Source organism: Leptospira noumeaensis (assembly GCF_004770765.1).
Lineage (GTDB): Bacteria > Spirochaetota > Leptospiria > Leptospirales > Leptospiraceae > Leptospira_A > Leptospira_A noumeaensis.
This window is the reverse complement of the sequence record NZ_RQFK01000009.1, coordinates 159,897-186,173: the sequence shown is the minus strand read 5'-3', so window position 1 is coordinate 186,173 and position 26,277 is coordinate 159,897. Positions and strand designations below refer to the sequence as shown.

Annotated in this window: 22 protein-coding genes; 10 read left to right on the top strand and 12 right to left on the bottom strand. The window is 40.6% G+C overall.

Annotated features, from left to right (window positions below; genetic code table 11):
- Positions 1-296 precede the first annotated feature (296 nt).
- A complete protein-coding gene (locus tag EHQ24_RS02525) occupies positions 297-3,062 on the top strand; it encodes a DUF1554 domain-containing protein (RefSeq protein ID WP_135600127.1) in 2,766 nt (921 codons plus the stop codon).
- A 349-nt stretch (positions 3,063-3,411) separates the two neighbouring features.
- Here the strand turns inward: EHQ24_RS02525 and EHQ24_RS02520 are convergent, their stop codons facing one another.
- Positions 3,412-4,581, bottom strand: coding sequence for a DUF3095 domain-containing protein (locus EHQ24_RS02520; protein ID WP_135600126.1), 1,170 nt, complete (start codon positions 4,579-4,581; stop codon positions 3,412-3,414).
- Between the two features lie 89 nt (positions 4,582-4,670).
- Here EHQ24_RS02520 and EHQ24_RS02515 point away from each other — a divergent pair, with 89 nt between their 5' ends.
- Positions 4,671-6,437: a glycoside hydrolase family 3 protein gene (locus tag EHQ24_RS02515; protein WP_135600125.1), complete on the top strand. Its 1,767-nt coding sequence runs from the start codon at positions 4,671-4,673 to the stop codon at positions 6,435-6,437.
- A 5-nt stretch (positions 6,438-6,442) separates the two neighbouring features.
- Here EHQ24_RS02515 and EHQ24_RS02510 read toward each other — a convergent pair whose 3' ends face one another.
- Entirely contained in the window at positions 6,443-7,588 is a 1,146-nt protein-coding gene (locus tag EHQ24_RS02510) for a hypothetical protein (protein ID WP_135600124.1), read from the bottom strand.
- Between the two features lie 44 nt (positions 7,589-7,632).
- Here EHQ24_RS02510 and murA point away from each other — a divergent pair, with 44 nt between their 5' ends.
- The 5 genes from murA to EHQ24_RS02485 all read left to right on the top strand — a co-directional run bounded on the left by murA (position 7,633) and on the right by EHQ24_RS02485 (position 12,577).
- Positions 7,633-8,937, top strand: a complete 1,305-nt coding sequence (gene murA, locus EHQ24_RS02505; protein WP_135600123.1) for a UDP-N-acetylglucosamine 1-carboxyvinyltransferase — start codon at positions 7,633-7,635, stop codon at positions 8,935-8,937.
- Complete coding sequence (locus EHQ24_RS02500) at positions 8,938-9,618, top strand: 4Fe-4S dicluster domain-containing protein (RefSeq protein WP_135600122.1); 681 nt, start codon at positions 8,938-8,940, stop codon at positions 9,616-9,618.
- 169 nt (positions 9,619-9,787) lie between these two features.
- Positions 9,788-10,102, top strand: a complete 315-nt coding sequence (locus tag EHQ24_RS02495) for an LIC10235 family protein (protein WP_002973161.1) — start codon at positions 9,788-9,790, stop codon at positions 10,100-10,102.
- A gap of 137 nt (positions 10,103-10,239) precedes the next feature.
- Positions 10,240-11,019: a hypothetical protein gene (locus EHQ24_RS02490; protein ID WP_135600121.1), complete on the top strand. Its 780-nt coding sequence runs from the start codon at positions 10,240-10,242 to the stop codon at positions 11,017-11,019.
- Positions 11,020-11,212: 193 nt separating this feature from the next.
- Entirely contained in the window at positions 11,213-12,577 is a 1,365-nt protein-coding gene (locus tag EHQ24_RS02485) for a FliI/YscN family ATPase (protein ID WP_135600120.1), read from the top strand.
- Between the two features lies 1 nt (position 12,578).
- Here the strand turns inward: EHQ24_RS02485 and EHQ24_RS02480 are convergent, their stop codons facing one another.
- Positions 12,579-15,725 (bottom strand): SpoIIE family protein phosphatase, encoded by a 3,147-nt coding sequence (locus EHQ24_RS02480; protein ID WP_135600119.1) that lies wholly within the window; start codon positions 15,723-15,725, stop codon positions 12,579-12,581.
- Between the two features lie 82 nt (positions 15,726-15,807).
- On the opposite strand from EHQ24_RS02480, the gene fliJ reads away from it, so the two are divergent.
- Positions 15,808-16,407 carry a flagellar export protein FliJ gene (gene fliJ, locus EHQ24_RS02475; protein ID WP_135600118.1) on the top strand — a complete coding sequence of 200 codons (600 nt, stop codon included), beginning with the start codon at positions 15,808-15,810 and terminating at the stop codon, positions 16,405-16,407.
- Positions 16,407-17,057, top strand: a complete 651-nt coding sequence (locus tag EHQ24_RS02470) for a periplasmic-type flagellar collar protein FlbB (protein WP_100791410.1) — start codon at positions 16,407-16,409, stop codon at positions 17,055-17,057. Before fliJ ends, EHQ24_RS02470 begins: the two co-directional genes overlap by 1 nt.
- 66 nt (positions 17,058-17,123) lie before the next feature.
- Here EHQ24_RS02470 and EHQ24_RS02465 read toward each other — a convergent pair whose 3' ends face one another.
- From EHQ24_RS02465 to flhF, 9 genes are all read right to left on the bottom strand, one after another.
- Positions 17,124-17,696, bottom strand: coding sequence for a guanylate kinase (locus EHQ24_RS02465; RefSeq protein WP_135600117.1), 573 nt, complete (start codon positions 17,694-17,696; stop codon positions 17,124-17,126).
- Positions 17,693-17,977, bottom strand: coding sequence for a DUF370 domain-containing protein (locus EHQ24_RS02460; RefSeq protein ID WP_135600116.1), 285 nt, complete (start codon positions 17,975-17,977; stop codon positions 17,693-17,695). Before EHQ24_RS02460 ends, EHQ24_RS02465 begins: the two co-directional genes overlap by 4 nt.
- 12 nt (positions 17,978-17,989) lie before the next feature.
- Entirely contained in the window at positions 17,990-18,865 is an 876-nt protein-coding gene (locus EHQ24_RS02455) for a hypothetical protein (protein WP_135600115.1), read from the bottom strand.
- A gap of 47 nt (positions 18,866-18,912) precedes the next feature.
- Positions 18,913-19,203, bottom strand: coding sequence for a hypothetical protein (locus EHQ24_RS02450; protein ID WP_135600114.1), 291 nt, complete (start codon positions 19,201-19,203; stop codon positions 18,913-18,915).
- A gap of 11 nt (positions 19,204-19,214) precedes the next feature.
- Positions 19,215-21,206 carry a FapA family protein gene (locus EHQ24_RS02445; RefSeq protein ID WP_135600113.1) on the bottom strand — a complete coding sequence of 664 codons (1,992 nt, stop codon included), beginning with the start codon at positions 21,204-21,206 and terminating at the stop codon, positions 19,215-19,217.
- A gap of 6 nt (positions 21,207-21,212) precedes the next feature.
- Positions 21,213-22,013, bottom strand: a complete 801-nt coding sequence (gene whiG, locus EHQ24_RS02440; RefSeq protein ID WP_135600112.1) for an RNA polymerase sigma factor WhiG — start codon at positions 22,011-22,013, stop codon at positions 21,213-21,215.
- 102 nt (positions 22,014-22,115) lie between these two features.
- A complete protein-coding gene (locus EHQ24_RS02435; protein ID WP_135600111.1) occupies positions 22,116-22,589 on the bottom strand; it encodes a hypothetical protein in 474 nt (157 codons plus the stop codon).
- On the bottom strand, positions 22,590-23,513 hold the full coding sequence (locus tag EHQ24_RS02430) for a MinD/ParA family protein (RefSeq protein WP_135600110.1): 924 nt from the start codon (positions 23,511-23,513) through the stop codon (positions 22,590-22,592).
- 35 nt (positions 23,514-23,548) lie between these two features.
- Positions 23,549-24,889: a flagellar biosynthesis GTPase FlhF gene (flhF, locus tag EHQ24_RS02425; RefSeq protein ID WP_135600109.1), complete on the bottom strand. Its 1,341-nt coding sequence runs from the start codon at positions 24,887-24,889 to the stop codon at positions 23,549-23,551.
- A gap of 642 nt (positions 24,890-25,531) precedes the next feature.
- Between flhF and mnmC2 the strand changes: the two genes are divergently transcribed.
- The gene (gene mnmC2 / locus EHQ24_RS02420; RefSeq protein WP_135600108.1) at positions 25,532-26,275 is read left to right on the top strand and encodes a tRNA (5-methylaminomethyl-2-thiouridine)(34)-methyltransferase MnmC2; all 744 of its coding nucleotides are present in this window, start codon (positions 25,532-25,534) and stop codon (positions 26,273-26,275) included.
- Positions 26,276-26,277: the final 2 nt, after the last annotated feature.

The following is a 26,277-nucleotide window of genomic DNA, read 5'->3' as shown; positions in this document are numbered from 1 at the left end:
GCCAACAATCCTTATCTTTAGAATCAACTGCTAAAATCAATTGATAAATTACAGAATTTGAATTTAACGCCATCTGGAAAGGCTCTACCTACGATTTCACCATATTGACACAAAGATTAGGAGTTCACACTAAAAAGTCTCCTTGGATTCCGCTACAAAATGCCCTATTTTTCAACACCAGCTAACAATAAAACCAGCGATCATTCAAAATCTTGCATGTATCGTTTTTTGTTGCCCCGATCCGATTGCTGAAAACAATTGGATCAACCTCTACAAATGGATGCACGAAATTATTTATGAAATTTTACCTACAGATAAAATCCTTTCTTTCGATCCTAGTTCTCTCTATCCTCATATTTTCAAATTGTAGCGGCCAAGTTTCCGCCGGGGATACTTTCCTTTTTGGGGTCAGCGAAAAATTTGATCGATTGTTTGGAAACGAATCGACTGTTGCTTGTTCCTCGGATGTGACGATCACAACGAAGGCAGTATCTCTTGTAGAAGATGGGAATGTATCTGCATCGTTTAGCACAACAGAAGATTCTGGAATTACCCCTGCACCAACTGAGAACGACTGGGGATACAGCAGTTTCGAAACTTGCATTTATCCCAATTCTCCTTTCTCAGGATCTGTTGAAATCCCAGTATCTTTGTCATCTAACTACGGCTCAAGGATTACTTCCACTCAATCTGTACCTGGACCTGCTGCTCTACCAACAAAACTCACTTTCACTGGAAATGGATTAGCTGCGAGACAATGCCTAAGATTCACGGTTGTTAACGATACCGATAGAAGTCCAGTTGTAGATCCAATGACCGTTGTTTTAGGAACGATGGTTCAAAAAGACGGAAGTGGTAATGTAACATCTGGAACGTATTCAGCAAAAGATGCCTGTGATATTTCTGTGTCAGTCGAAGACGATGAAGCACCAGGAGTAAGAGTTTCTAATATCCGAGTGATGGAAGAACCAGGCCCCTCTGCTACAACTACCAACGGAACTTTTAAAGTTCGGTTAAGAACAGCGCCGACAGCTAATGTAACGATACCAATCAATGATGTTTATGATGCAGTGAATGTTGGAAATAGAGAAGGTATCGCAAATCCAAAAACACTTACATTCACAGCAGCGAACTATAGTGTTGAGCAAACTGTTACTGTCACTTCTGTTGATGATTTAGAACTTGATGGATTAAAATCTTATACAATTGAGTTAGGAAGAACAACTAGCGCTGATTCTGAATACAATGGAATCAAACCAAGAAATGTTGTAGTTTACAACCTAGACCAAAGTGTGCCCGGATTTACTGTCCTTAAGTTTAGCGGTGGTGCCACCATCAATTCTGCGAGTTCAAGTATTGCTACGATTGAAGGATTTGCGACTGATGAGAGTAATCGATTCGGTGACAAGTATGCGAACTTTCAAATTCGACTTCGTTCCAAACCAACAAATAACGTTACTTTAAATTTTACATCTAATTGCGGAAGTAAATGTACGATCCAAACACCATCATTGGTATTTACACCGACGGATTGGAATACCTACCAAACCTTTCGTTCAATTGGTGCCACAGATTCAGCAAATTCCGGAAACCAAGATTACACAGTTTCCTTTACCGTAACTTCTTCGGACTCCACTTATAGCACATCCGTATACAAACCCAATGTAAAAATTCGCTCCTGTGATAATGATGGGACTCATCTAATACAACCTTGTAACTATTCCGGTTCGCCTTTAGGAACTATTGGCGACCGACTCGTTGCACAGGAAGGAGGGTCTACACAAATTTGGCTGATCACACAATCTTCTCCGGCTTCTCCAGTCACCGTCGGACTCACATCTAGCGATCTGACAGAAGGAACTGTTCCTGGAAGTGTCACTATCGATTCCAGCAATTACAATACTATGGAAACAGGTGCAGCCACAAATAGAATCGCCCTAACCCACGTGGATGATTCGTTAGTGGATCTGAATCAGGATTGGATGATCACAACAGCAATTTCTACAGGTGGTTTGTCCTACGACCCTATCGATATTTACGCAAGAACTACGGATGATGAAAAAGCTTTCTACGTTACTCACTCGGGTTCTCCAAGAGAAGGCACAGCCAATGTCGCGACTGTTCATGTTTGTTTGGGAGGGAATAACCCAACCCAACAAGTAGTTTTAAATATTAGCTGTAAAACCTATACGGCGGGCGAAGCAGCTTATGGAGAATGTGGAACGATCACTACATCTCCCATCACATTCCCGGTGAATAGCGAAGTTGAAGGAGCCAACGCTTCTGATGCCGGTTGTGCCAACTCTGCTAAAAAGCAGTCTTTTACAGTCACTGGCCTAGACGATACATTTTCCGATGGAAACCAATCATTTGACATTCGTTTTGTGATGGTTGCCAATACAGATACAAATTACTCAGCCGCATCAAATCCTTCTGACCATTCCATTACCAATGAAGACGATGAACCAACAGGAAAGAAAATATTCACAACAGCGGGAACGTATAAGGGAGAAATGGGAACCGATGGTGTTTTCGGTGCTGACCTTACTTGCAATAACAATAAACCTTCCGGAGTCTCAGGAACCTATAAAGCTTTGATTGTCAGCAATAGCGCCGGTGATGCCTCCATTGCGAATCAAAGGGTTCCAGGCGGCGTCAACTGGGTACTTTCATCAAATTATCATTACTTCCGTTGTACAGGTTCTGGATACAACGTTTGCAGTGATGAACATACAAGACTCTTTGTTGCCGACGGATCTGCATTATTCAATCCAACTTCCATGTCTCGTGATTTTTCAACAACTGCAGCTGACGAATTTTGGACAGGGATGACCAATACCTTGACTCCAGCAACGCAAGCAAGTACTCCTGATTTAACAGCATGTAATGATGCCTCTCTCATTTACCGCCATAACTGCCATGGCTTTAATTATGAAACCTGTACAACAAATGCTGCTACATATTTCTATGGTGAAATTTGGGTTCGCAATGGTGCAGGTTCCGTATCCAGTGCGGCGAGAAGGTGTGATTTACAGAAAAAATTAATCTGTGTTGAACAATAAAAGAATATGTCCGAGAAGTATCGAAACCCTTATGGAATCTAAAGAAGGTTCCATTTATTTTTTATTTGTAGGACGAATTGTAATATAATAGGCAACCATATTGGTTTTTTAGATGGTATGCACATTCATCCTTACACATACCTTTTCTAAAAGCTGATCTGCTTTCTTCTTGATCACTAATACATTTTTTGAAACAAATTTGGAGTTTTTGGTCGCATGTATTATTATCCAAAACTTCTTTTTTTGACGTGGAAGGGTCAATGGAGACTAAAGCCGATATCAAAAATATAAGAATATTTATAAATATTTTAATAGCCATAGTTAAAGTTTATTTCGCATAAAAATATACCTAAAGCACCTTTAACTTTTCTTTCAAAGACTTGGCGGCCATAGCAAAACCGCCATCAGCCCCATCCACAAAATGCACTTCATCGGAAGAGGCTACTTTTAATACGCAGGTCATAAGCGACCTGTTTGAAACAAAAATCCCATACCGAATCAGATCTTCCGTTTCCAATTGGTTCAAAAAAGAAACAAGTGCTTCTCTATGTTCTTTTGATCCGTCAATCACCATCTTAAGAGTTCCATCATACTTACGAAAGTCTGCAGAAAGAACTTGGTAATCTTTTAGTTTGTCGAGTGAATAGTGACCTGACTTAAGAGGGATTCCAAACTTCATTGCAAAAGCCATAGCCGTTCTTTCGATCCAAATTTGAGTTAATGTTAAATAGTATTTGAAACCAGTGGATTTACCCACACGAGCCAGGGCTTCGTTTCGTAGATAAGGACCCGAATCGAGTTCAATGTTGTTCACTCGTAAGGGATGGTAATCTCCCTCTTCTCCATATTCAGAACGAATGAAATTAAGAACACGAGTAACCGTTTTTTTACAAACTTCAAAATCTTTGTGGATAGGTTTTACAATGAGAGAAACAATCTCACCCCTCTCACTGGGAATGTCTTGCCAACGACAAGTAAATCCTGTAAAATCCGCAGGCAAAATCTTTTCATTTTCACGAACTAAATAAGATTCATCTTTCCCTTCTTTGATCCATGTTTCCGCAAGTGGCAACGCATCCCCAAAAAGGGAACATTGGACATAGTGTTCAGAGGCCCTAAACTTACTTAAAAATAATTCTGTTCCCGCACGATACAACTCTTGCACAGGAACAATCCCTGCTCGCATTTCTAAACCAAAGGCAACCTTCACTTGCGAAATGGTATCAGCAATGGCCGAACGAATGGGAAACAATAAATTGATAGGAAGTAAAAAAGTGACTCCATCTCCGCCAAACACAAATGGAAAATCCATATGTCCATACACATTGGCAACGGCTATGGCAGTTAGTCCGCCCGCAGTATTGACATCTTTGTATCTACCTTCTTCAATTGCTTTTGTGGATCCAACAATATCGGTAATGAGTATAAACCAATCATCAGGAACTTTTGTTGGCATCACACCATCAAATAAATTTTTAAAATTAGAACTGGGTGTTAGGTTTTTATAAAAGTCATCCACTAAAACTCAGACGATAGATTCTGATCCAAAGTGGAAATTTTTCTTGGTTGTCTCGGAAAAGCCGTCCGTAGAACGTACCATCATAGCTTATGAACCAAGTTCTTCTACGCACTTCCTTTTCCCTCTTTCTCCTTTTTGGATTTTTTGGCTCTTCCTATTGTTTTGGTTTTTATCTGACCGAACTTGACGCCAACGAACGTAAAACTTGGTTGGATACAAAAGCTTGGGCCATCACAAACACAATGTCAGAAGAAGAACTTGTGGGCCAAACCATCCACATTGCCATCCCGCAAAAGACAGTGGATCCAATTGCTTTGGAAGAAATTGCATCCACAAAACCCGGTGGGATCATTCTCTTTGGAAAAAATCTGGGCAAAAAAGAAGAAATCCTCTCTCTCACTCGTGACTTACAAACTGCTGCAAAGGAAAAGGGCCTTGCTCCATTTTTTATTTCCACAGACCAAGAGGGTGGGCGTGTGTTCCGAGTCCAAGATGGAATCACACCTTACCCTGGTGCTATGGCAGTCGGCCAAACAGGAAATACGGAATGGGGGGAAGTAGTCGGTTTTGTCACCTCTTACGAACTTCGTAGCCTTGGGCTCAATTTTCTTTTTGCACCCGTTCTCGACATCAATAACAATCCGTTAAATCCAGTCATCAACACACGTTCGTTTGGTTCCGATTCCAAAAGAGTTTCTGATGTAGCTGTGGCTTATGAAAAAGGAGCACGTGCAGGTGGATGCCTTCCTGTCATCAAACACTTTCCAGGTCATGGAGATACTACAGTCGATAGCCATTTGGGACTTCCTATCATTAACAAAAGTTTGGAAGAGTTAGAAACATTGGAGCTAGTTCCTTTCAAACGTTCCATTGCTGGCGGTGCAGAGGCTGTGATGTCAGCTCACATCATGTATCCAAAAATTGATCCCCAATTTCCAGCCACACTTTCCAAAAACATACTAACAGATGTTTTGCGAAAGGAATTAAACTTTGATGGAATCATCATCACAGACGCGATGGAGATGCATGCCATTTCTAAAAATTACGAAAAAGATAGACCTGGTGTTCTTACAATCCTCGCTGGTGCCAATATTGTCCTTTTGACAAGTTGGGGAGAAACAGCAAGAAAGTTCAAAGCCCAACTGAGTGAGGCTTACAAAAATGGTGAGTTTCGTTATGTGGACAAAGACGGTAAAGAACATGACAAACTAAAAGAAGCCGTCCAAAAACAAATTCGTAAAAAACTAGAACTTGGGCTTTATGATGAAAACTCCATCCTTCCCAAAGTGTATGAGGAAAACCAAAAACAAAAAGAATTCCTCACCAATTGGAATTTGGAAAGAGACCAAAGATATGCGAAGTTAAACGAGTCAAAAAACTTTGTAAAAGAAATCAACGAAGACTCCATTCGCTCCTATCCCAAATCCATACAAACTTCAGGGATCCTTCCTTCGGAAACTGTATCCTTTGTGAAAAACAATCGTTTGAAAGAAACTTTGAAAACAAAAAAGGTAAACACCGTAGCTTTCAAATCTTTCCAAACTCAAATCAAAGACAAATCCATCACAACTTACCTTTTTGATTCTACTTCCGAAAACGAAATTCTTTCCATAGCTGCCCTCGCCAAAAAAAATCCGAGCAAAAGATTTATCATCTTACACGGAGGAACGCCTTTTGTGAAACTTCCGGAACTTCCTAACTTACAATATTTGTTATCTTTTTCCTTAACCCAAGGTTCTTGGGAAGCATTTGGAGAAAAACTAACTTCGGGAAAAGAAATTCCCAAAGTAGATTTGATTTTATTACCGAAAGGCTCAAAGACACCTTCCAAAGGAGCCTTCCCTGAAAGGTTATAGTTTTTTTACGTTAAAACTTCTCTGATACCACCACGTTTGCGGATTTCTTCATACAAAGATTTCCGCACACTTTCATCTGCATCCACATAACGAAGGAGATACAAATCTGACTTTTGTTTGGTGGGCATCATCTTCGCCCTAATACTAAAATTGGGGCCATTTTCAAATCCGAAACTCACTTCCCAAAGGTCTTGTTGTTTCCAAATTTCTGGTGAAATTTCTACAGGAAAAGTAAACAAAATCCCACGGTCTGACAACCTTTCCGAATGAGTAATGAACGGTTTTGGATTGTCTTTGATATCGAACCTTTTTTCGTTATGTTCTTTTTGGTCCTTAGCAATTCGTTTTAGAACTTCCAATTGTTTATCAATGTTTTCTTCTGTAAGAAGGAGTTTGTTTTTATCCAATTCCAAAACTTGTTTTTTTTCATCAGGTGGAGGCCAAGGTGCCACAGTGATGGGTAACTTTTCTGTTAACATCAAATGAGACTCACCTTTTCTCTCAATTTTTCCATTAAAATGAAAAATCACACCACTTTCGTTGGTACGTGTCATACTACCTTCTAGCAAATAACCGCCGCTACTGGGTCGAAACACATAGAGTTTTGCTTCTTTGCCGGGAACCAGTAAATCCTTGGAAAGTCCTTTGATGGACAAAAGGAGTTCATCCGTTGTTTTCTGCATGACATAAGTTAACTCTTCTCGGCCATCCGCTTCAAGAGCGGCAACTTCACCAACAGTCAGATCATTCAAAGAAAGAATTTCCTTTTTGAATTCAACTCCCGATCGAAAGAGTTTATCAAAAAGATCCACTTCTCTTTCCGTTGTGTTGGTATTGGATTTTAAAAAATACCGATAGAGAGCGTTTTTCAGTTTGTTTCTGTTTTCAGGCAAAAGATAAATTTCACGTTCATCATCGTTTAGATGATCATAAAACGAGTGGAGGATATTGAGTTCGAGTTGGTTGCATTTCCTGGCTGCGGCATATCTCTGGAACTCAACCCAATGGTTCACAACACTGGATTGTTTATTTTGTAAATAGTTCATCACCTTCACGTAAACAAAGGCAGCAACACCCATAAGAAAGATGTAAAAAAGGTAGATCGGATCAAATTTTGGAAAAATCCAAACGACTTGTGCTATAAAATTCATAATTTACTTTTCCTCATATCCGTATCGTGGTGAATGGAAGCAAGGTGAGCTCCTCCTACTTCAAAATTATCGGCAAAAATCCTCTCCACGGGACTGTAGTTCCCCAAGGAAATAAAAACGAAGCACTTCCCCTTCTTGGTGCCCTCCTTCTTTGGGAAGGAGATGTCATTCTGGAAAACCTTCCGGAAATTGCTGACGTCCTCAAACTGATGGAAGTTCTACGCCATATTGGCGTGGAAATCACTGCCCTCGACACAAAAGGATCATACCTCTTTCAGAAAAAAAATCCAGTGAAATCGGATCTTCCTTATGAACTTTGTTCTCAGCTCCGTGGTGCTGTGACACTGGCAGGTCCCATCCTTGCACGCACAGGGCGAGTTTTCCTACCAAAACCAGGTGGAGACAAAATTGGGCGTCGACGTATGGATACCCACTTACTTGCCTTAGAGGCACTTGGTGCCAAAATTGAAGTTTTCCCAGATGGATATATGATCACCGCAGATCGTTTGGTGGGAAAAGACATCTTATTGGATGAGGCCTCTGTCACTGCTACAGAAAATGCGGTGATGGCTGCTGTTTACGCAGAGGGCCTAACAACGATTCGTAACGCTGCCTCCGAACCCCATGTCCAAGGACTTTGTAAGTTTTTAATTGCTGCTGGGGCCAAAATTGAAGGAGTGGGAACAAACCACCTAACCATCACAGGTGTGAGTAAACTCTCTTCTCCACCAGAAGGCCTCAAACATAGAATTGGTTCCGATTATTTAGAAATTGGATCTTTTATCAGCCTTGCGGCTGTTACGGGTGGAGAAATCCACATTACCGATGTCAATCCAGAAGACATCCGAATGATCCGAATGGTCTATTCAAGATTGGGAATTGAAGTGAGACCTACAGAAAATGGAATCCTTGTTCCTTCAGACCAAAAAATGGAAATCATCCCCGACTACCATGGTGCCACACCGAAAATTGACGATGCCCCTTGGCCAGGATTTCCGGCAGATATGACATCTGTGGCCCTTGTCACAGCAACTCAGTGCAAAGGGACAGTCCTCATCCACGAAAAATTATTCGAATCAAGACTCTTCTTTGTGGACAACATCATTGCCATGGGTGCCCAAATCATCCTCTGTGATCCCCACAGAGCCATTGTGATTGGCGCTAACCGACTGTATGGACAAAGGGTGGCAAGTCCCGACATCCGCGCTGGAATGGCCATGATCATTGCTGCTCTTTGTGCAGAAGGACAAAGCGAAATACATAACATTGTTCAGATTGATAGAGGTTTTGAATCGATTGATACCCGTCTTCGTTCCTTGGGAGCACAGATCGAAAGAGTTTCTGATTAGATGAAACGAAAGGATCTTTTCCGAGAAGGTTTCAAATCCGTATTTCAATTTACCTTCAACAAGGCAGATGAAATTACCGAAGCCATCAAAGAAGTTTGGGAAGAGGAAAAAACCACTCCCAAAGTAACACCTAAAAAAACAAAGGCACCGTCTGACAAAGAAAAGTTGGTATCAAAACCAACAATTGTCCGGAAACGGAAAACCAGAATGTTCCAAACATTATCACTTCCTCCTGGTGCCTCCCCTGATTTTTTTTCTTTATGTACAGGATGTAACGAATGTATTTTTGTTTGTCCTTACGCCGTCTTATTCCCTGTTACAACGCAAGAATCGGGGAAAAATTTTCCTCATTTTGATCCCAATGCAAAAGCCTGTCATATGTGCAGTGATTGGCCTTGTATTAGTGTTTGCCCTGAAGAGGCACTTTTGCCGTACGAACTGTCCGGTAAAAAACCAAATTTTGGTAAGGCGAAAGCCATCACAGAACATTGTATCAACGAAAAAACAGGTGAATCCACTTGTAATGTTTGTTTAATTTCTTGTCCTATAGAAAAAACAGTAAAATTTAAAGGAAATTTGCCGATTTTTAATACATCATCTTGTACAGGATGTGGACTTTGCGTTGAATCCTGTCCTAGTTTTCCAAAAGCAATTCAAATCAAATTCAAAAAACAATCATAGTCGCCTATCAATCGTTTTAGAAAAAAAACACCGCAAAACATCAAAAAATTGTTATTCGGTGAAAAAATATCTTGAATTTTTCAGTGAGGAGAGAGATACCCTTGTTAGAGCAAGGGAATTTCCCTCGTCAAAAAAAAGATAAAATCTAGATTTAAAGGAAAAGAAAGCTATGGAACCACAAAAAGTAGGCCCAGGACAAATCGACAAAATTGCAGAGGATTTGAAAAAAGATCCTGAAAAATCCATTGGAAATTACCTTTTCAAAGGATTCAGAATTCAAATCTCTAAATACAAAGCTTCTGGTGCAGAAAGAGTACAACAACTCTACAAAAGAAGAAGAGCACAAGGTCTTTGCATCGTTTGCGGAACAAAAGTAACTCGTAAAAATCCTGTTACAGGAATCCTTTACAGACTTTGTGACACACACAGAGCTGAAATTGACCAAAAAAACAAAGAAAAAGCAAAAGCTAAAAAAGGAAAATAAACCTTTAACTGCATTTTTCTAACTAAGAGGGGACTTTGGTCCCCTTTTTTGTTTACAGACCATTCCTACCTCCTATCCTTTTTGCCATGAAGTTCCTGATTGTTTCTTTTGCTCTAACCCTAATGGGATGTTCTCAAATGATTTGGCGCCAAACTCAATTGCCAGAAGAAATCTCTCCTACCAATGACCCAAGTTTCAACCTTGTCCTCACAGTTGGGTATGAAGAAAAAGATTCTTGGAATCCCCTAAACGGAACCACTGACAAACGAAATTATAAAAGTAAAATCAAACTGGTGAAAAATGCGCCCACAGGTGGAAAATCCGTCAAAGAATGGGATCTGCCTTCTTGGTCACTGGGAGATGGAATTTTTTATCACACAGGTTCATCCACTTTATTTGTGTTATATGGAAAAGATGATGAGTATGGAACTCTGAACCAAACGCTTTCCTTATACCCAGAAACAGGAGGAGCTTTTTCTTACCCTGCCACTCCAGAAAAAAGAATCATTTTCCAAATGGCTCCTTCCCCTAACGGCGACTTGGTGGCACTCATCACTGCAAATCCAGCGGCAGAAGGTGAATTCTCTGAATTTGAACTCAACCTCATCCAAATATCTGATAAAAAAATCCAAAGTTTTCCTATCAATTTTTGGACTGCCCTTCCCCTTTATGGAATTCGTTGGGCAGAAGATGGGAAAAAACTGTTCTTAAGAACTCCTGACAGAATTTTAGTTTGGGCCGGCAAAGAAATCCAAGAAACCAAGTCTTTTCCTGATTGTTTTACGGTTTCCACTAACTTTGGAAAATGGGCCTACGAATCGGCAAGTCTCGGCGAAGGTGGGAATGTGGTTCTTGGTAAAAAATTACCTACCCCACGACAAATTTCCAATCTCGACCAAATCAAACTCTGCCGGTAAACTCGTAATTTTTCTCTCCCTCGTACGGCTCCCGTTTCCTGGTTAGGAATGGGGCGCCTGCAAGAGGAGAAATAAAAGAAAAAATACTCCTTACCTGCAAGGAAGGATTCCCTACCTTCCGGGAAGGTATCTCCGCCGTCCTCAATTCGCTTGATTTTATTATGTCACATGATTGGATGAGTGAAAAGCCCCCATGATCGAAAAGAAATTTACGGAACATATCGATGCCATTTCGAAATATCTGAATGTCGTCGAAAAAATTGAACCCATTCGTAAAAGTGGGGTCGTTGTATCCGTTGTGGGCAATGTCATTTATTCCCAAGGTCCACCAGATTCCAAGGTGGGTGAAATTTTAGAAGTCGAACGTGGGTCGGACAAAGGATACCTCGCTTGTGTCCTTGTTGGTTTCAAAGACCATCTTTACACCTTAATGCCATTAGGCGATACCCAAGAAATTTTTCCCCATGCCTTTGTATTTTCTTCCGGAAGACAAATCACTCTGAATGCAGGACCTGAACTTTTAGGTCGTGTGTTAAATGGACTTGGCAAACCCATCGACAACAAAGGCATTCTCATCACCAAAGAAGAAAGAGCTTCCGAACCTAGATTTTTAAATCCACTGGATCGACCTCCCATCACAGACATTTTAGAAACAGGTGTTCGTGCCATTGATGGTATGCTCACTGTGGGCCGCGGGCAAAGGATTGGAATTTTTTCAGGTTCCGGTGTCGGTAAATCCAGTTTACTAGGAATGATCGCTCGTTATACGAACGCCGATGTAAACGTAGTGGCTCTCATAGGTGAGAGGGGTCGCGAGGTGAACGAATTTTTGCATGTAGAACTTGGGAAGGAAGCTCTCGCAAAATCTGTAGTTTTTGTGGCAACCTCTGACTCATCCAAAATGGAACAAGTGAGTTGTGCCAACTTAGCTTGTTCTGCGGCTGAATACTTTCGCGAAAAAGGAATGTCAGTCAATTTGTATATGGACTCTCTGACTCGTTATGCGGAAGCACTTAGAGAATTATCCATTGGCGAACCTGTGGTGACCAAAGGATATGCATCCAGTGTATTTACTAAGATGGCAAAACTAGTAGAGAGGGCGGGAACTTCACATAACGGTGGCTCCATTACCGGATTTTATACAGTCTTAACAGATGCCGAAGATGATATGGATGATATCGTTGCCGATAAGGTGAGAGGTTTTATTGACGGACATATTGTACTCACAAGGAAACTTGCGGAACAAAGTCATTATCCTGCGATTGATGTACCGGCTTCCCTTTCACGACTCATGCAAAAAATTGTCAACGAAGACCATTATATGCGTTCTTCCATTGTTCGAGAACTTATCTCCAAATACAAAAACTCAGAAGATATCATTTTACTGAATGCCTATGTTCGTGGTGCTGATGAAAAAGTAGACATGGCGATCGAAAAAAAATCACAAATTGATGACTACTTAAGACAAAGAATTGAAGAAAAGTCGAGTTATAACGACGCCATCAAACGATTAGAAAAAATTCTTCAGTCCTCAACTCGTAACGATGATGATTTTTAATCTAATTTATCTCTAAAATCACAAGAGTCACATCATCATCGGGAGAACGGTTCCCTGTAAATTCTTTGATTCTTTCGAGTAACAAACGTTTGGATTCGGAAATAGGATATCCACTATACCTTTGAACGATTGATTCCCAATTTTCTTGGCCTATCATTTCTTTTTCTTTATTTGTAGCTTCTGTAATTCCATCCGTATACAATACAATCCTATCTCCCGAACGAAGAGAAATTACATCTTCCTGAATGTCTAATTCAGGAATCCAACCAATGAGTTTCCCTTGTGGCAAACTGAGAATGGGTTTGTTCTCACCCACTCGATTGATGATGAGAGGAGGATGCCCACAACGAGCATGAACCATTTCCTTGGTTTCCAAATTGATGTATACGTAAGATGCGGTAACAAAAGCTCCTTTCATTTTTCCAAGTAAGGTAGTATTGATTTGGGTCATAAGCTGGGCAGGTTCTCTGCATAACCTTACTTGGGTAGAAAAGGCAATCTTTAACATCGCAGAGATAAGGGCCGCCGGAATTCCATGACCAGAAACGTCTGCGATCATAACACCGAGTTCTGTATCTGAAATGGCATGGAAGTCAAAGAAATCTCCACCCACACTGTCCATGGGTTCGTAGTAAAATTCTGATTTAATACCGGCAATGTCCGGTGTTTCTTCTGGAAGGATGGAACTTTGTAGTTTTCTTGCAAGACCCAACTCATTTTGGAAAGCAATGAATTTGTTTTGTTCTTCCACTGCCTTTTTTAGTGTGATCAAATTTTTAGCCCTAGAAATTAACTCGCGTTTGTCGAATGGTTTGGCTAGGTAATCATTTCCACCGGCTTCCAAAGAAGCAATGATATCTGTAATTTGATTTTTAGCGGTCAAAAACAAAATCGGCAATTGGTATAAAGAATAAGATTCTCGTAAAACCGTACAAACATCATAACCACTCATCCCAGGCATCATGATATCAAGTAACATTAGCTCAAAAGGACCATCATCCCGAACCATACGGATGGCATCACCACCGTTAGAAGCCTCATATACATCACAACCAATGAGAGTTAGGTGATTTTTTAAAACTTGACGGTTGATCGGTTCATCATCCACCACAAGAACTTTAATTTTTTCACCGTCGTATTCTTCTGTTACTTCCTCAATGGGTTCAAATTCGGGAGATTCACCACCAAACCATAAATCTGTTTTTTTAATGGCTGGTTTTTCCATGGGAATTTCCCCTTCCCTTGCCAATGGCAAAGTGAATCGAAAGGTAGAACCTTCTCCTTCCAAAGATTCCACCCAAATAGTACCACCATGTAATTCTACTAAACGTTTAGAGATCGCAAGTCCAAGGCCTGTTCCACCGAACTTTCGTGTGGTGGACGCATCCACCTGTTCAAATGACTTAAAAATATCAGAAAACTTATCTTTGGGAATTCCTATCCCGGTATCTTTTATGGAAAGAATCAGCATCCTTTCCATAATTTCTGCCGAAACATCAATCCTACCTTTTTCCGTGAATTTGATGGCATTCCCAATCAAATTGAAAAGGATTTGTTGGAGCCTTGCTTCATCTCCCAAAATAGGAGGAAAATCCATAGGAACATGGTTACGAACGGTAAGATTTTTGGTCACATAAAGTGGCCTTGAAATCACAAGAACCAAATCACAAATTTGGTGGAGATCGATTGCTTTTAAATCCAAATCCAAATCTCTATTTTTCATTTTAGAAAAATCCAGAATGTCATCCACTAGAGAAGACAATCGTTTCCCAGAACTCACAATCATCCCTAAATTTTGTCTTTGTTCTTGACTGAGTTTACCACCAATACCATCAAACATCGATTCGGCGATTCCAATAATTCCATTGAGAGGTGTTTTTAGTTCGTGAGAAGTGTTGGCTAAAAATTCATCTTTTAGTTTGTCTAAAGCAAGTAACCTTTTGGAAAGTGACTCCACATCAGAAAAAGCTTTACTAAAGCGCCTCGACAGTGTTAAAGACTGAACTAAAATAAAAACAAAAATTCCAATGGGAATGGCTTCCACTGTATAAACAAGTTGGTATGCGTTCAGTAAATCGATAAAAGCAGCGATGGCAACCGAGATGATTCCAATCGCAAACAGTAAACTACTTTCTTTTCTTCCAATGACGGCACGAAACACACCTTGAAAGATCAAAAGAATTCCTAAAAGAAATACAATGTGAAAGTATCCATTTAACTTTGTATAAATGGGAGTTGGCAAAATCACAAGGAAACTGATAAAAACAAGAGTGGGAAAAAGTAAAATTCGATTCATCCAACGCGGATAGAAGTTAGGATAAAACTCACGAAAGAATGCAAAAAACAAATAGGGAGATAAATAAAACGTAAAATACTCGATCCGAAGGCAAAGATTCCAACCGAGAAAAGGTGAAAGTTCATTAAATCCAAACCTTTCTCCCGTAAACAAAGTTCGAAGGGATAACAAAAGAGCAGCAAATCCAAATAATAAATTTCCCTTATCCGAACGCCGAAAGTAGAACAATCCAAAATGATATAAGGCAATGATGAAAACGGCTCCTGCCAAAAATAAAGAGGAAGCTAAGTCTTTTTCATTTTCTTTAAATAATTTTTTCCACTCACCGGCATAAGGCGGCTCCCACATCCCTCCTTTGTCATGGTGAAAATTCGAAATTTCTACAAGTAGTTCGTTTGGACCATCTTTCCAGGGTAATGGATAAAATTGAAATTGGTAGGAAGGGATCGAACCTTCTGGATTTTTAGAAACCACCCCAGAAGAACCAAGAAGTTTTCCATTCCAAAACACTCGGGAAGCAGTTGCTAGATCTAGAAGTTTGATTCCATACACGGCATCTGGATCTGTGCCTTCTGGTCTTTCCAGAAGCAAACGATAGGTTCCAAACCCATTCCCGGTTCCTAACTCTGAATTCCAAATCCCAGGAACCGAAACTAACGAAGGAGACGAAGGAAGTTCGGTAAGTTCAGAAAGGAAGGTATGCGGATAAAATTCCCATTCTCCTTCCAAATGAACTGGATTTCCCTGGCTTTTCCGCACAATTTCGGCAGGTGGTGTGGCCATTACTGAAAATGCCGAAAGGCAAAACACGGTAATGGCAAAACCAATCAGATGTAAGTGTTTATTGGACAATATTGCAAGTTTTACTCATTTTTTTAAAAATACGAGTAAAAAAGAGTACAAAAATTATTTAGAACCGAAGAAATAGACAGCTGTGAAACGATTTCGTTTTAGTTTAGAGACAGTTCTGAAACTAAGAGGCCTACGAGAAGAAGAAGAAATCCGCAGGCTTTCCCTAGTTGTCTCCAAACTGAATTCCCTGATCGGTGAAAAAGATTCCAATGAAAGGGAAATCGAATCTTCCTACGAAGCCATCCTCAGTTCCTCAAAAGTGGGGACAAGTCTTTCAGATTATCTTTCCATCGAAAGTTATATTCAAGGCCTTATGCGACGCAATGAGGAACTCGAAGAACGAATCTCATCACAAAACGAAGAAGTGAATTTAGTTCGTAAAGACGTAATGTTAGCTCGAATGAATAAAAAAGTAATCGAAGTTTTGAAAGATAAACGATTTGCTGAATGGAAGAAAAAACGAAACAGAGCAGAACGAAGAGAAGTCGAAGAATTTAATTTGCAACTAAGCAAACAATCGTTCTTCGATTCCACAGAAAGTTTTGGATCATCCAAATCGAAAAAGATTCCAAGAACTTTCAAAATTCTGAATCGAGAAGATGGTGGTGATGAACTCACATCCGACTTCAAATCTCTTCGTGATTTTTATGAAAAATATTACCTAGGACAAGGCAAATCATAATGGCAAGTGTAACCGATAGCACAAGATCCTTCTTTTTAATCGTACTCATTTTTTTCCTAATTGCCATTGGTTTTTTTGTATTTGATTACTTCCAAGTCATCAATGCGGAAGATTATTTACCTTTCCTCAAAAAACAAGCAGGACTTGTCAACCAAGACCTACTTTCACCAACAGAACTCGAAAAGTTGGAAATGGAAAAAGCAAAAGAAAGACTCATTGCTGACCGAGAAGAATTAGAACAGATGAAACGAGAGTTGGAAGAAAAATCATCCTCGTTGCATGCAGACAAAGAACGTTTAGAGGAATTGAGAGAAGGAATCCAACGCAAAGAAAAAGAAATGGCGGACAAATTAAAAAAAGATAATGCCCGCGCCGAAAAAGTAAAAGTCCTCGCAAACAAAGTTGCCAATATGCCACCTGAATCGGCAAGAGATATGTTAATCAATTGGCCAGACTATGATATCATTGAAGTTTTTGAACAAATGGATAGAGACGCAGAGGAAGAGGGAAGACAAACCATTACCACATACCTTCTCACTTTGTTTCCTGCGGAACGAAGGTCTGTGATTTCCAACAAGTGGTTGGATGCCGGAGCGAAAAATGTTCCCAACTACGGCAAAAGTATCGATGAAGACAACGACGAACCTTAAACCAAAGGTTCGTTATTTTAAAAGAATACCTTTTGTTTGAAAAGTAAAACCGATTCCGAAGTGGCTTTAAGTTTTATTTTTAGATCCAAATAAAATGGATTTTACATCTTGGATGGCATCTTCTAACCGGTCGTTCACAACCACATAATCAAAGCTAGGTGCTTCATCAAGCTCCTTAATTCCATTTTGAATTCGTCTTTCAATGCTGGTTTTAGAATCGGTTCCACGACGGATCAGTCTTTCAATCCAAATCTCTCTGCTAGGTGGTTCAATAAATATCGTTACAGATTCAGGACGTATTGCCTTCACGGATTTTGCTCCTTGTACATCCAAATCGAGAAGTGCGACCCTGTGTTCACGTAATGCTTCTAAAATTGGGCCTTTGGGAGTTCCGTAATAATTTCCATGGACCTCGGCCCATTCATAAAACTCACCCGCTTCTATCCGTTTTTGAAACTCTGGAACCGAAAGGAAATGGTAGGTTTTTCCGTCTTTATCACCGGGCCTTGGTTCACGAGTGGTACAAGATATGGAAAAATAAAACTCAGGATACTCAGCAAGTAAGGCCGCAATGATGGTTGATTTACCACCGCCAGCAACAGAGGAAATGATATATAAATTAGGATTCACTACTTTCAATCTTCTTGTTCCTCCTCACCCTCACCGATATGGTTGTCGCCGGTTTCCAATCGTTTGGATAAACTTTCAGGGCGGATGGCGGAGAGAAGGATATGGCCTGAATCTAAAACAAGAACAGATCTCGTTTTACGTCCACTAGTGGCATCAATCAAACGACTCTCAGCTTTTGCTTCCGAACGAAGTCTTTTGGCACCAGCGGAGTCTGCTTGTAAGATGGTTAGGATTTTCGATACAAATACTACATTAGAAAAACCAACATTGAGTACTGGAAACGAAGACATGGAAACATAATTTTAGATTCTTCTAGATCGATCAAGTCGAATCGTTTCAATTAAATGAATTTCATGGATCCCAATATTCATGGCTTCTGAAATTTCATCATGTTTGTATCCCTTTTTGATGAGATGAACCACTTTATCAATCTTTGTTGCTGAAGGTGGTAACTCATCCAAAGCAGATTCAATGGAAAGATCCACTTTATCCAAACTCATTTTTTGGTAAGAAGCAAAGGCTGGATCATTTGCTTTTGATACTTCGTTTAAAAATTCTCTTTTTTTAGGGCCATCTATAATTTCGTTACGAATCAAATCAGAAGGTTTTTCTTCTGAAAAAGGATTTCCACCTACCGTATAATTCATCTTAGGTTGAAACGTAGGAACTTCTAAATTATCCATAACCTCTGGCGAAGGGGAACTCAAAGGTTCCATTCCAAAAATTCCTTTGACGGCTTTTCCTAATTTCCCAAAGGCTTGGTTCACAGCCCCTTCCGTGGTTTCTACTTCATCACTCGGAACAGGGATTTGGTTGGCTTGGTAAATTTTACCGATTCCTGTTCTTTGTTCTTTGATATCAAGTGCAGGTTCTTCATCCGGTGTTAAATCAGGAACTAACTCCGATTTCATGGACAGACCCGTTGACTGGTAATGTTTGAATTCTTTTACAAGCGCTTCTCCCTTTTCCATCATCGAACGAAGGGCTACCATTTTGGATTCTATCACAGCGACGGTCGCATCAAGTTCTCTGATGGTCTCCGCCGTGGCCATATCAATGGCTCTGTTTAATTTTTTATCGTAATATTCCCCGACTGCTTTTTGGACTTTTGCAGAAATGAATACATACATCATCCCACAAAATAGTAGATTGATTAAAACGAGAGAAAAGAGTTCCATGTCGCTCTCCTGCAGAACATTTCCAACAACATTCCGGAGTAAGGACTTTAAGCTTTTAAATCAAAACGAGATCCTCTTTCCAAACCAGGTCTGTCATAGATGACTCCTTCTTTGGAATAAGCATAAACCGAATTTTCTTTGTCTTGTTTCGGTTTCGCCGCCGAACTATAGTTACCTGATTTTGTTTCAGGAACCGTTTGGGCTCGGTTTTGGGTTTGGATCACAACCTTTTGCAATTCTACCACCTGGTTTTGGTGGGTAAAAGGATTCTCAGCCTGAGCCCTACGTGCAAAATCGTAGTGGTGGGCGATACTCGCGAAGTTTTCGTTTAGAATCATCGGGAACCCTCTTAATTCTTAGACTTACCACGCCCTCTCTTTTTTCTCCAGTCATTTTTCGATTCGTCCGGATCTTCGTAAGGAGCGCTCCGCACCTGGGATTCTTCTTCGTAAAAGGTCTTGGCTTTGGTCTCGTGGCGGAGTTTGAAATCGGCATTGCGGATGCGGATGGTAACACCAGGGAAAATGGTCTTCTCGACGGAAATACGGCCACTGGCGGCCTGTTCGTCCATGTATTCGGTCAAGGTTTGGATGTCCTTTCCGGCCTCGGCGATTCGTTTTTCGAGTTTTTTGGTTCCCGCTTCCAACTTCTGCAAATGGGCGTCCTGTTCTGCTGTAAAACTCGCAGGGTCAGCTTCTTTTCTCGCCTTTAGGGTGCGCATGGTTTTTGTGAGTTGGTCCAGTTTGTCCTGGTTTTCTTTTCGTTTTTCTTCGTATTCCTGGATCTGTTTTAAGATCTTGGGATTGTTTCCCACGATGAGATCCGTTTGTGGGTTGGCTTGGGAACCGATGATTTTAGCAGAAATGAGTTGGGCGGCTTGGATGGTTCCGCCCACAATCTGGCCTCGTTTTCCTTTACAGGAAATTTTTCCCCCAGCCATCAAATGTGAATGTAAAATTCCTTCTTGGACAATGATGTCTTTTTCAGTGATACAAGTGGCGTTCTGGATGAACTTAGCGACAATGTTTCCCCCAGTGGATTCCACACGTGCCTCTTCCCTTCCCGTCACCCCTTGGCGCACAATGATATCCCCATCCGCTTCAACAATGGCTTTCTGGACTGTTCCATAAATTTCAATGTTACCGGCAGCTTTGACGGAATAATTATCTTCTACGTTTCCTGTGATGATGATAGAACCAAGGAAGGTAACGTTACCCGTACGAACTCCCACGTCTCCATTGATTCGGTAAACCGTTTCTACAGAAAGTCTACCCGCAGCATATAACACCTGTCCGTTGACTTCTGCGGTGAGACGCATTTTGTCTTCGGATAGAATTGTACCTTTTCCTTGTTTGAGTTCTGTATCAACACCATCTTTGGCAGGGAGTACCATTCCAAATAAGTTACGACCGAATTTTCCTTTTTCTGCTGGAAGTTTTTCAGCTAACAGTTGTCCCACGACAACGTTTTCAATCATATCTAAGTCTTTGTAGTCCACTCGACCCGATTGGTCTTCTTTGAAATTGATTTTCTTTTCTGTGCGGACATAGTATTTAATTTCTGCATTTTTCCCGTTCACAGGAAAATCACCTTCCGCACCGATAAATGGTTTATTTATGATGTCTTCGTCCAAACTTTTACGAATTTCATCTTCTTTCAAACCATGGGCCACACCCATTCCTTTGAGTGCGGCAACAATATCAGAAACTTCTAAATCACGCCCACCTGGCCTCGCAGGGAATACAGTCACAAAGGCACGCATATTTTCTTGGGCAATTTCTACGTTGCAACTGGAATCGTTTCCGGCCTTTGGTTTTTGGTTGGAGATAAGAACCGGTTCGCCTTTTTTTTCTTTGATGACTTTATTAATTAAATTTTGATCTACACCAGCCACACCGCGAAAAGATAGTTTTTTGGAAACATCAGCCATCGACATTTCCATCCCTTCCCCAGACGGAGGATAAACCGTTAAAAACACACCTGTTCTATAGATTTTAACCGAAACTCTACCATCTTTATTTTTAGGAGTCACTAACTCCTTCAGGTCTTTAGAAACTAATTTCCCGCTACCACCTGTTAGATGCTCATCCAAAAGACTCAATTCATCTAATAACAAATCATCGGGAATGATGGAAGCTCGGATATGGTATGGTTCTGAAAAGAAAAGAGACTTCTTTCCTCTTTTTAAAACTGTATAATCAATTTCGTGAACTTTGCGGCCTAAGTGGCTTGAGGCAATTGCCAAACATTCTTCAATGGTATCGGCTATGACCTCTACTTGTTCTTTTTCCTTACGGTCGAACTCTTTCAGTTCCTCTGTAAGAAATTCAGAGAGAGACATTCTTAATTACCTTTTTTGGATCGCGGATTTTACTTTAGAGAGTTTGCTGCGAAGTCTTGCGACTGCTTTTGTATGGAGTTGGGAAATTCTTGATTCCGTTACTTCCAATACTTCGCCAATTTCTTTAAGAGTCAGGTCTTCATAATAATAAAGTACGATTACCTTTTTTTCTTTTTCCGGAAGTGATTGGATGGCTTCTACAATTACGTTTTTGATTTCTTCTTTTTCGATGATATTGTCAGGGTTCATATTCATCGGAGACTCTAAAGTTTCCATAAAGGAAACTTCATCGTTCTCATCCCCGAGAAACCAAATATCATTTAAAGAGACAAGAGAAGTGCCAGATAGTTTTGCAAGAAGAGAATTGTATTCTTCCATAGAGACACCGAGTTCTTTGGCGATCTCTTCATCATCTACTTTTTTGCCTTCCTTGTTTTCAAGCATGGCAATGATGTTTTCTAATTGTTTTGCTTTTTGACGGATGGAACGAGGGATCCAGTCCACACTTCTTAGTTCATCAAAAACGGACCCACGGATACGGGTCATAGCATATGTTTTGAATTTAATTTCGCGAGAAGGGTCGAATTTCTCAATAGCGTCTAACAAACCAAAGACGCCGTAACTAACGAGATCCTCAAACTCGACATTTTGAGGCATACCGATCGCAATTCTCCCAGCCACGTGTTTGACGAGAGGTGAATATTTTTCAACAAGGTAACTTCGGATCTCCGCATCCTTATTGACGCGGTATTGTTTCCAAAGATCTGTCTCATCAAACTGATTGTATTTGTCTAGCAATCTTGACATAGGGAACCGAAGTACGGAATCTCTTTACTTTATAGTAGAAATCGTAAATAAAGGGAAATTACAAGAGGATTTTTTCTTATGTCCTCTAAAAACCGTAATTTTTCAACCCTCTTGGGGATCATCCTTAGCCATCATGGTACGAATGGCCTCCGCCATGAGTTTCGGCTCGTTTTTGATCGCAATTTTATCTACAATGATATGATCTCCAAATTTTCCTGACTTAGCCATGGCAAGTTTGGCATCCATGGCTGCATCTCCCATAGGTTGGACACCAAAGTCATCAGAACCCATTGACTCGGAGCGGCCCGAATCCATTCCCCCAGACTCGTGGTCATAGTCATCGGAATGGCTCTCCCCTCCGAATCCACCAATGGAAAATGTGCTGAGAAATTCTAAAAATTCAGGAACTTTCTTTTGTAATACGGAGAAAACTCCAAATCCCAAACCACCGAAAGCAAATGTAGAAACAAGAGAGACAAAAAAGATATAACCAAGTCGGTTTCCAACGAGAAACCCACATACAGAACTGATGATGGCTCCAAGAACCGCAAATCCCAGTACAAATCCGATGAGCACTTAGTTGTCTTCCTCCATCTTTTCTTCCATTTCTTTTTCTTTGAAATCGACGAAGCTAAAGAATTTTTTGAAAAACCCTGTTAGGCCTTCTTCATCATCATACCCACCTTCGGTTTGTAAGAGGGTGTGTGTGACTCTTGTGAGGCAAGCTGCAGCCTTAGAACGAGGAGCACCAATGATGAATGGTTTTTGTTCGCGAATGGATTTTTCTACTTCTTCATCCTGGAAGATAAATCCTAAGTTTTCCACTTGGACTTCTAAAAATTGACCGGAGATGTCGATGACACGATCGGCAACTTTTTTCCCTTCGATGGCAGAACGCACACGGTTCACGATGATTTTTAGGTTTTTGTCTTTGGATTGGGAAACAATGGATTTAATAAGCCCATAAGAATCGGTAATGGAAGTCGGTTCCGGTGTTGTGACCACAACTACTTCATCCGCAGGCATCACAAGACCAATGACATTGGCAGAGATTCCCGCTCCCGTATCGATGATCATGACATCATAACGGTCGAGTTCTGCAAACCCTTTGATGAGATTGTTTCTTTGTGTTTCGTTTAAGTTAGCAAGCTGAGAGTATCCAGAAGCACCAGCAATGATGTCCACACCTTCTGGAGTGGAGATGACGATGTCTTTCAAAGTTTTGTGGCCTTTCACCACATGGTATAAATTGTATTTCGGAATGATCCCAAGAAGAACATTGACGTTGGCAAGCCCCAAGTCACCATCAAAGATTAAAACTTTGAGCCCCGTCTTTGCAATGGAGATCGCAAGGTTTACGGAGACAGTACTTTTTCCAACACCACCTTTGCCAGAAGCTACCGCGATGATTTTGGTTTTTTTGACTGCATCCTGGGGTTGAACAAGTTTTAAACCAGTACCAGTTTCAGTGAGCTTTCTAAGATTTGCAGCTTGGTCCATCGTTACCCCTACGGCCTTAAGGATAACGAACTTGGTTACACGGTCTTTTCGAAGACCTCGCCCGCTATCCCTTTCAATTTTTCAGGAAAAATTACACATTCGGCAAGAAGTTTTTTCGAGGCATTTAGGATATCAAAAGGAACATCCTGCCCCACACTTAAGAATGCGAATTCCCTGTGAATAGTATCGGCCAATTCCACTACAGAACCTAAAAATTCTGCTTCATCTAGCTTAGTTAATAAAATTCTTTTATAACCGACCGACTCATACGCGTTTGCCACTGCCAATGCATTGTCTTTAGAAACAGTGGAGGAAAGCACTAAGACGGTTTCAATATAATCCTTTTCCCCAAAAACTTGGTAGAATTCCTGAAGTTTTTCGAGGTTTTCTGATTTCCTATGCGAGTATCCAGCCGTATCCACGAGGATGAGTTCGGATCCATCACGAAGGATGGTTTCCTTCCATTTACGTAAATCCTTGGCTGCATAGAATGGCAAACCCATAGCATCCGCATAAAACTTTAGTTGGTCAATGGCGGCAATACGGTAGTTGTCAGTTGTATAAAGGGAAACTTTTTTCCCCATGTGCAAACTGTATTTGGCAGCAAGTTTGGCAATGGATGTAGTTTTACCGGATCCAGTTGGTCCCACAAAGAAAATGATTTTTCGTTTTCCGCGAGGAGTCCCACTAAAAAGGTCTGAATCAATTTGAATTCTTTCTTCTAAATAAGTGACTGCTTTGTCCGTAACATTGGCATATCGAGTCAGATCCACGGCAGACAATCTGCGTTCGAGTGCCACAGCCATTTCTTCCAAAAATCCAGAAGACATCCCTTCGTTTAACAGACGATTTACGATTTTTTGGATGTGTGGATGCCTCTCTGGGTTTTGCGGTTTAGATTGCGGAATTGTCTCAAGTGGAGATTCTTTCGCTTCTACTATAGACAAACCCACTGCCCTTTCTTCCAGAGATTCAATTTCATAAACAGGGGGGTTCTGTCTGCGGCGGCGCTCCGAAAAAGGACGAACTGCATCGATATTTTTTTTACGAAGGAGAGGATTCCCTCCACCTATCGCTTGGGAATTGTTAGATCCGATTCCCACAAGGCTCGACTCAGGGAGGGATTCAGTTCTCTGTTTTTGTTTGATGAGTTCTTTGAGATCTTTTAACTTACGTTCAATTCTCTCTTTGGAGTTTTGTTTTTCGGGAACACCTACATCGATTTCATACATACGTTGGGCCATAAGCCCTGTCCCAAAGAGTCCACCTTCCGTGATCACTCGTTGGTCATAGAGGTGTGCCTCTGGACCGTATTTCATCTTCATCTGCATGATGCAGTCTTGTAAGTCTTTGCCTCGGATTTTTACAAAATCCATAGAATATCCCCCGAACCTGGGAAAAATATGAAGAGTACCCTCAATTTGGAAAGTCTTTTTTATGAGACATAATAATTTCAATGATGATTGGCGGGAATAGAGGAAAAAGGCAGAGGTTATTGGAAGGGGTCAAAAGAGGAATCGGGAAATTTAGGAAACCGGATTTCGAAGGTGAGTGACTTACTTTGGTAAGTGAGTTACTAAGGTGAGGGATTCACTTTGGGAAACGAATTTCTTTAGGAAGGCGGTATCCTTGGTAAGCAGCTATCGAAGACGGGTGGCTTTCTTTGGAAACTTAATTTCCTTTTGCAATCGCAAAGTTTCGATTGGGTGACCGCGAAGGTTGAGGTTAGTTCTTGGTGGCGAGTAAAGAAAGATAGCCGGATTGCTTTTGGAGTTATTTGGTCGGGAGCAGTTAGCCAATTGAGGGACAGTGGCAAGTTGGGAGAAATGAGGAAAAATTGGGAATGGAACTTAATTTTGAAAGTAAGTTACCCAGGTAATTGGCTTACTTTCGAAAGTGAGTTTCGTAAGAAAGCATGCTAAAAAGGTAAGTGACTTACTTTTTACAATCGGTGGATTTCGAGATTGAGTTTCCAGGGTGAGTGAGTTTCCAAAAATAGGAATTAGGCCTTAAGCCGTATGTCAAACTCCCCTCCAAACGACCAAAATAACACAATTGAATTTAAAGAGGGAGTTCCTGTTTCCTTATTATTCGATGATGTTTACTTTTCCAAAGCAGGTGGTTGGGAAGAATCCAATTATGTTTTTTTTCATGGAAACGAATTGGAATCGAAAATCAACGGAGATGACCCATCCATATTTCAAATTGGTGAGTTGGGATTTGGATCAGGACTCAATTTATTTGTTACTTTAGAAAATTGGATGGCTTTACAAAATCCAAGATCCGTTACTTTCACAAGCCTTGAAGGTTACCCTTTAAACACAGAAGTATTATTAGCGTTAAACAAAAGTTATCCGATAAAAAATCTTTGGTTCCAAGACTTACTTCTTTCTTACCAAACTGCAAAACTAAGTTGGGAAAAAGATAAAACAAAAAACCTCTGGGTTTATGAATGGATCCACAATTCGAACAAAAATCAATTTGTCTTAAACGTCTATTTCGGAGACATCCTTGTCTGCCTTCCCTCTTTCCCGAAAGTCCATTCATGGTTTTTAGATGGATTTTCGCCGGGGAAAAATCCGGATATGTGGTCGGGTGAAGTTTTAAGTATCCTTAGAAATAAGTCGGACAAAGGAACTAGTTTTGCCACATTTTCTTCAGCCGGATTTTTAAGAAGAAACCTCACCGAACTAGGGTTTGTTGTAGAAAAGAAAAAAGGATTTGGCCGGAAACGAGAAATGATATCCGGTTATTTAGAATAAAA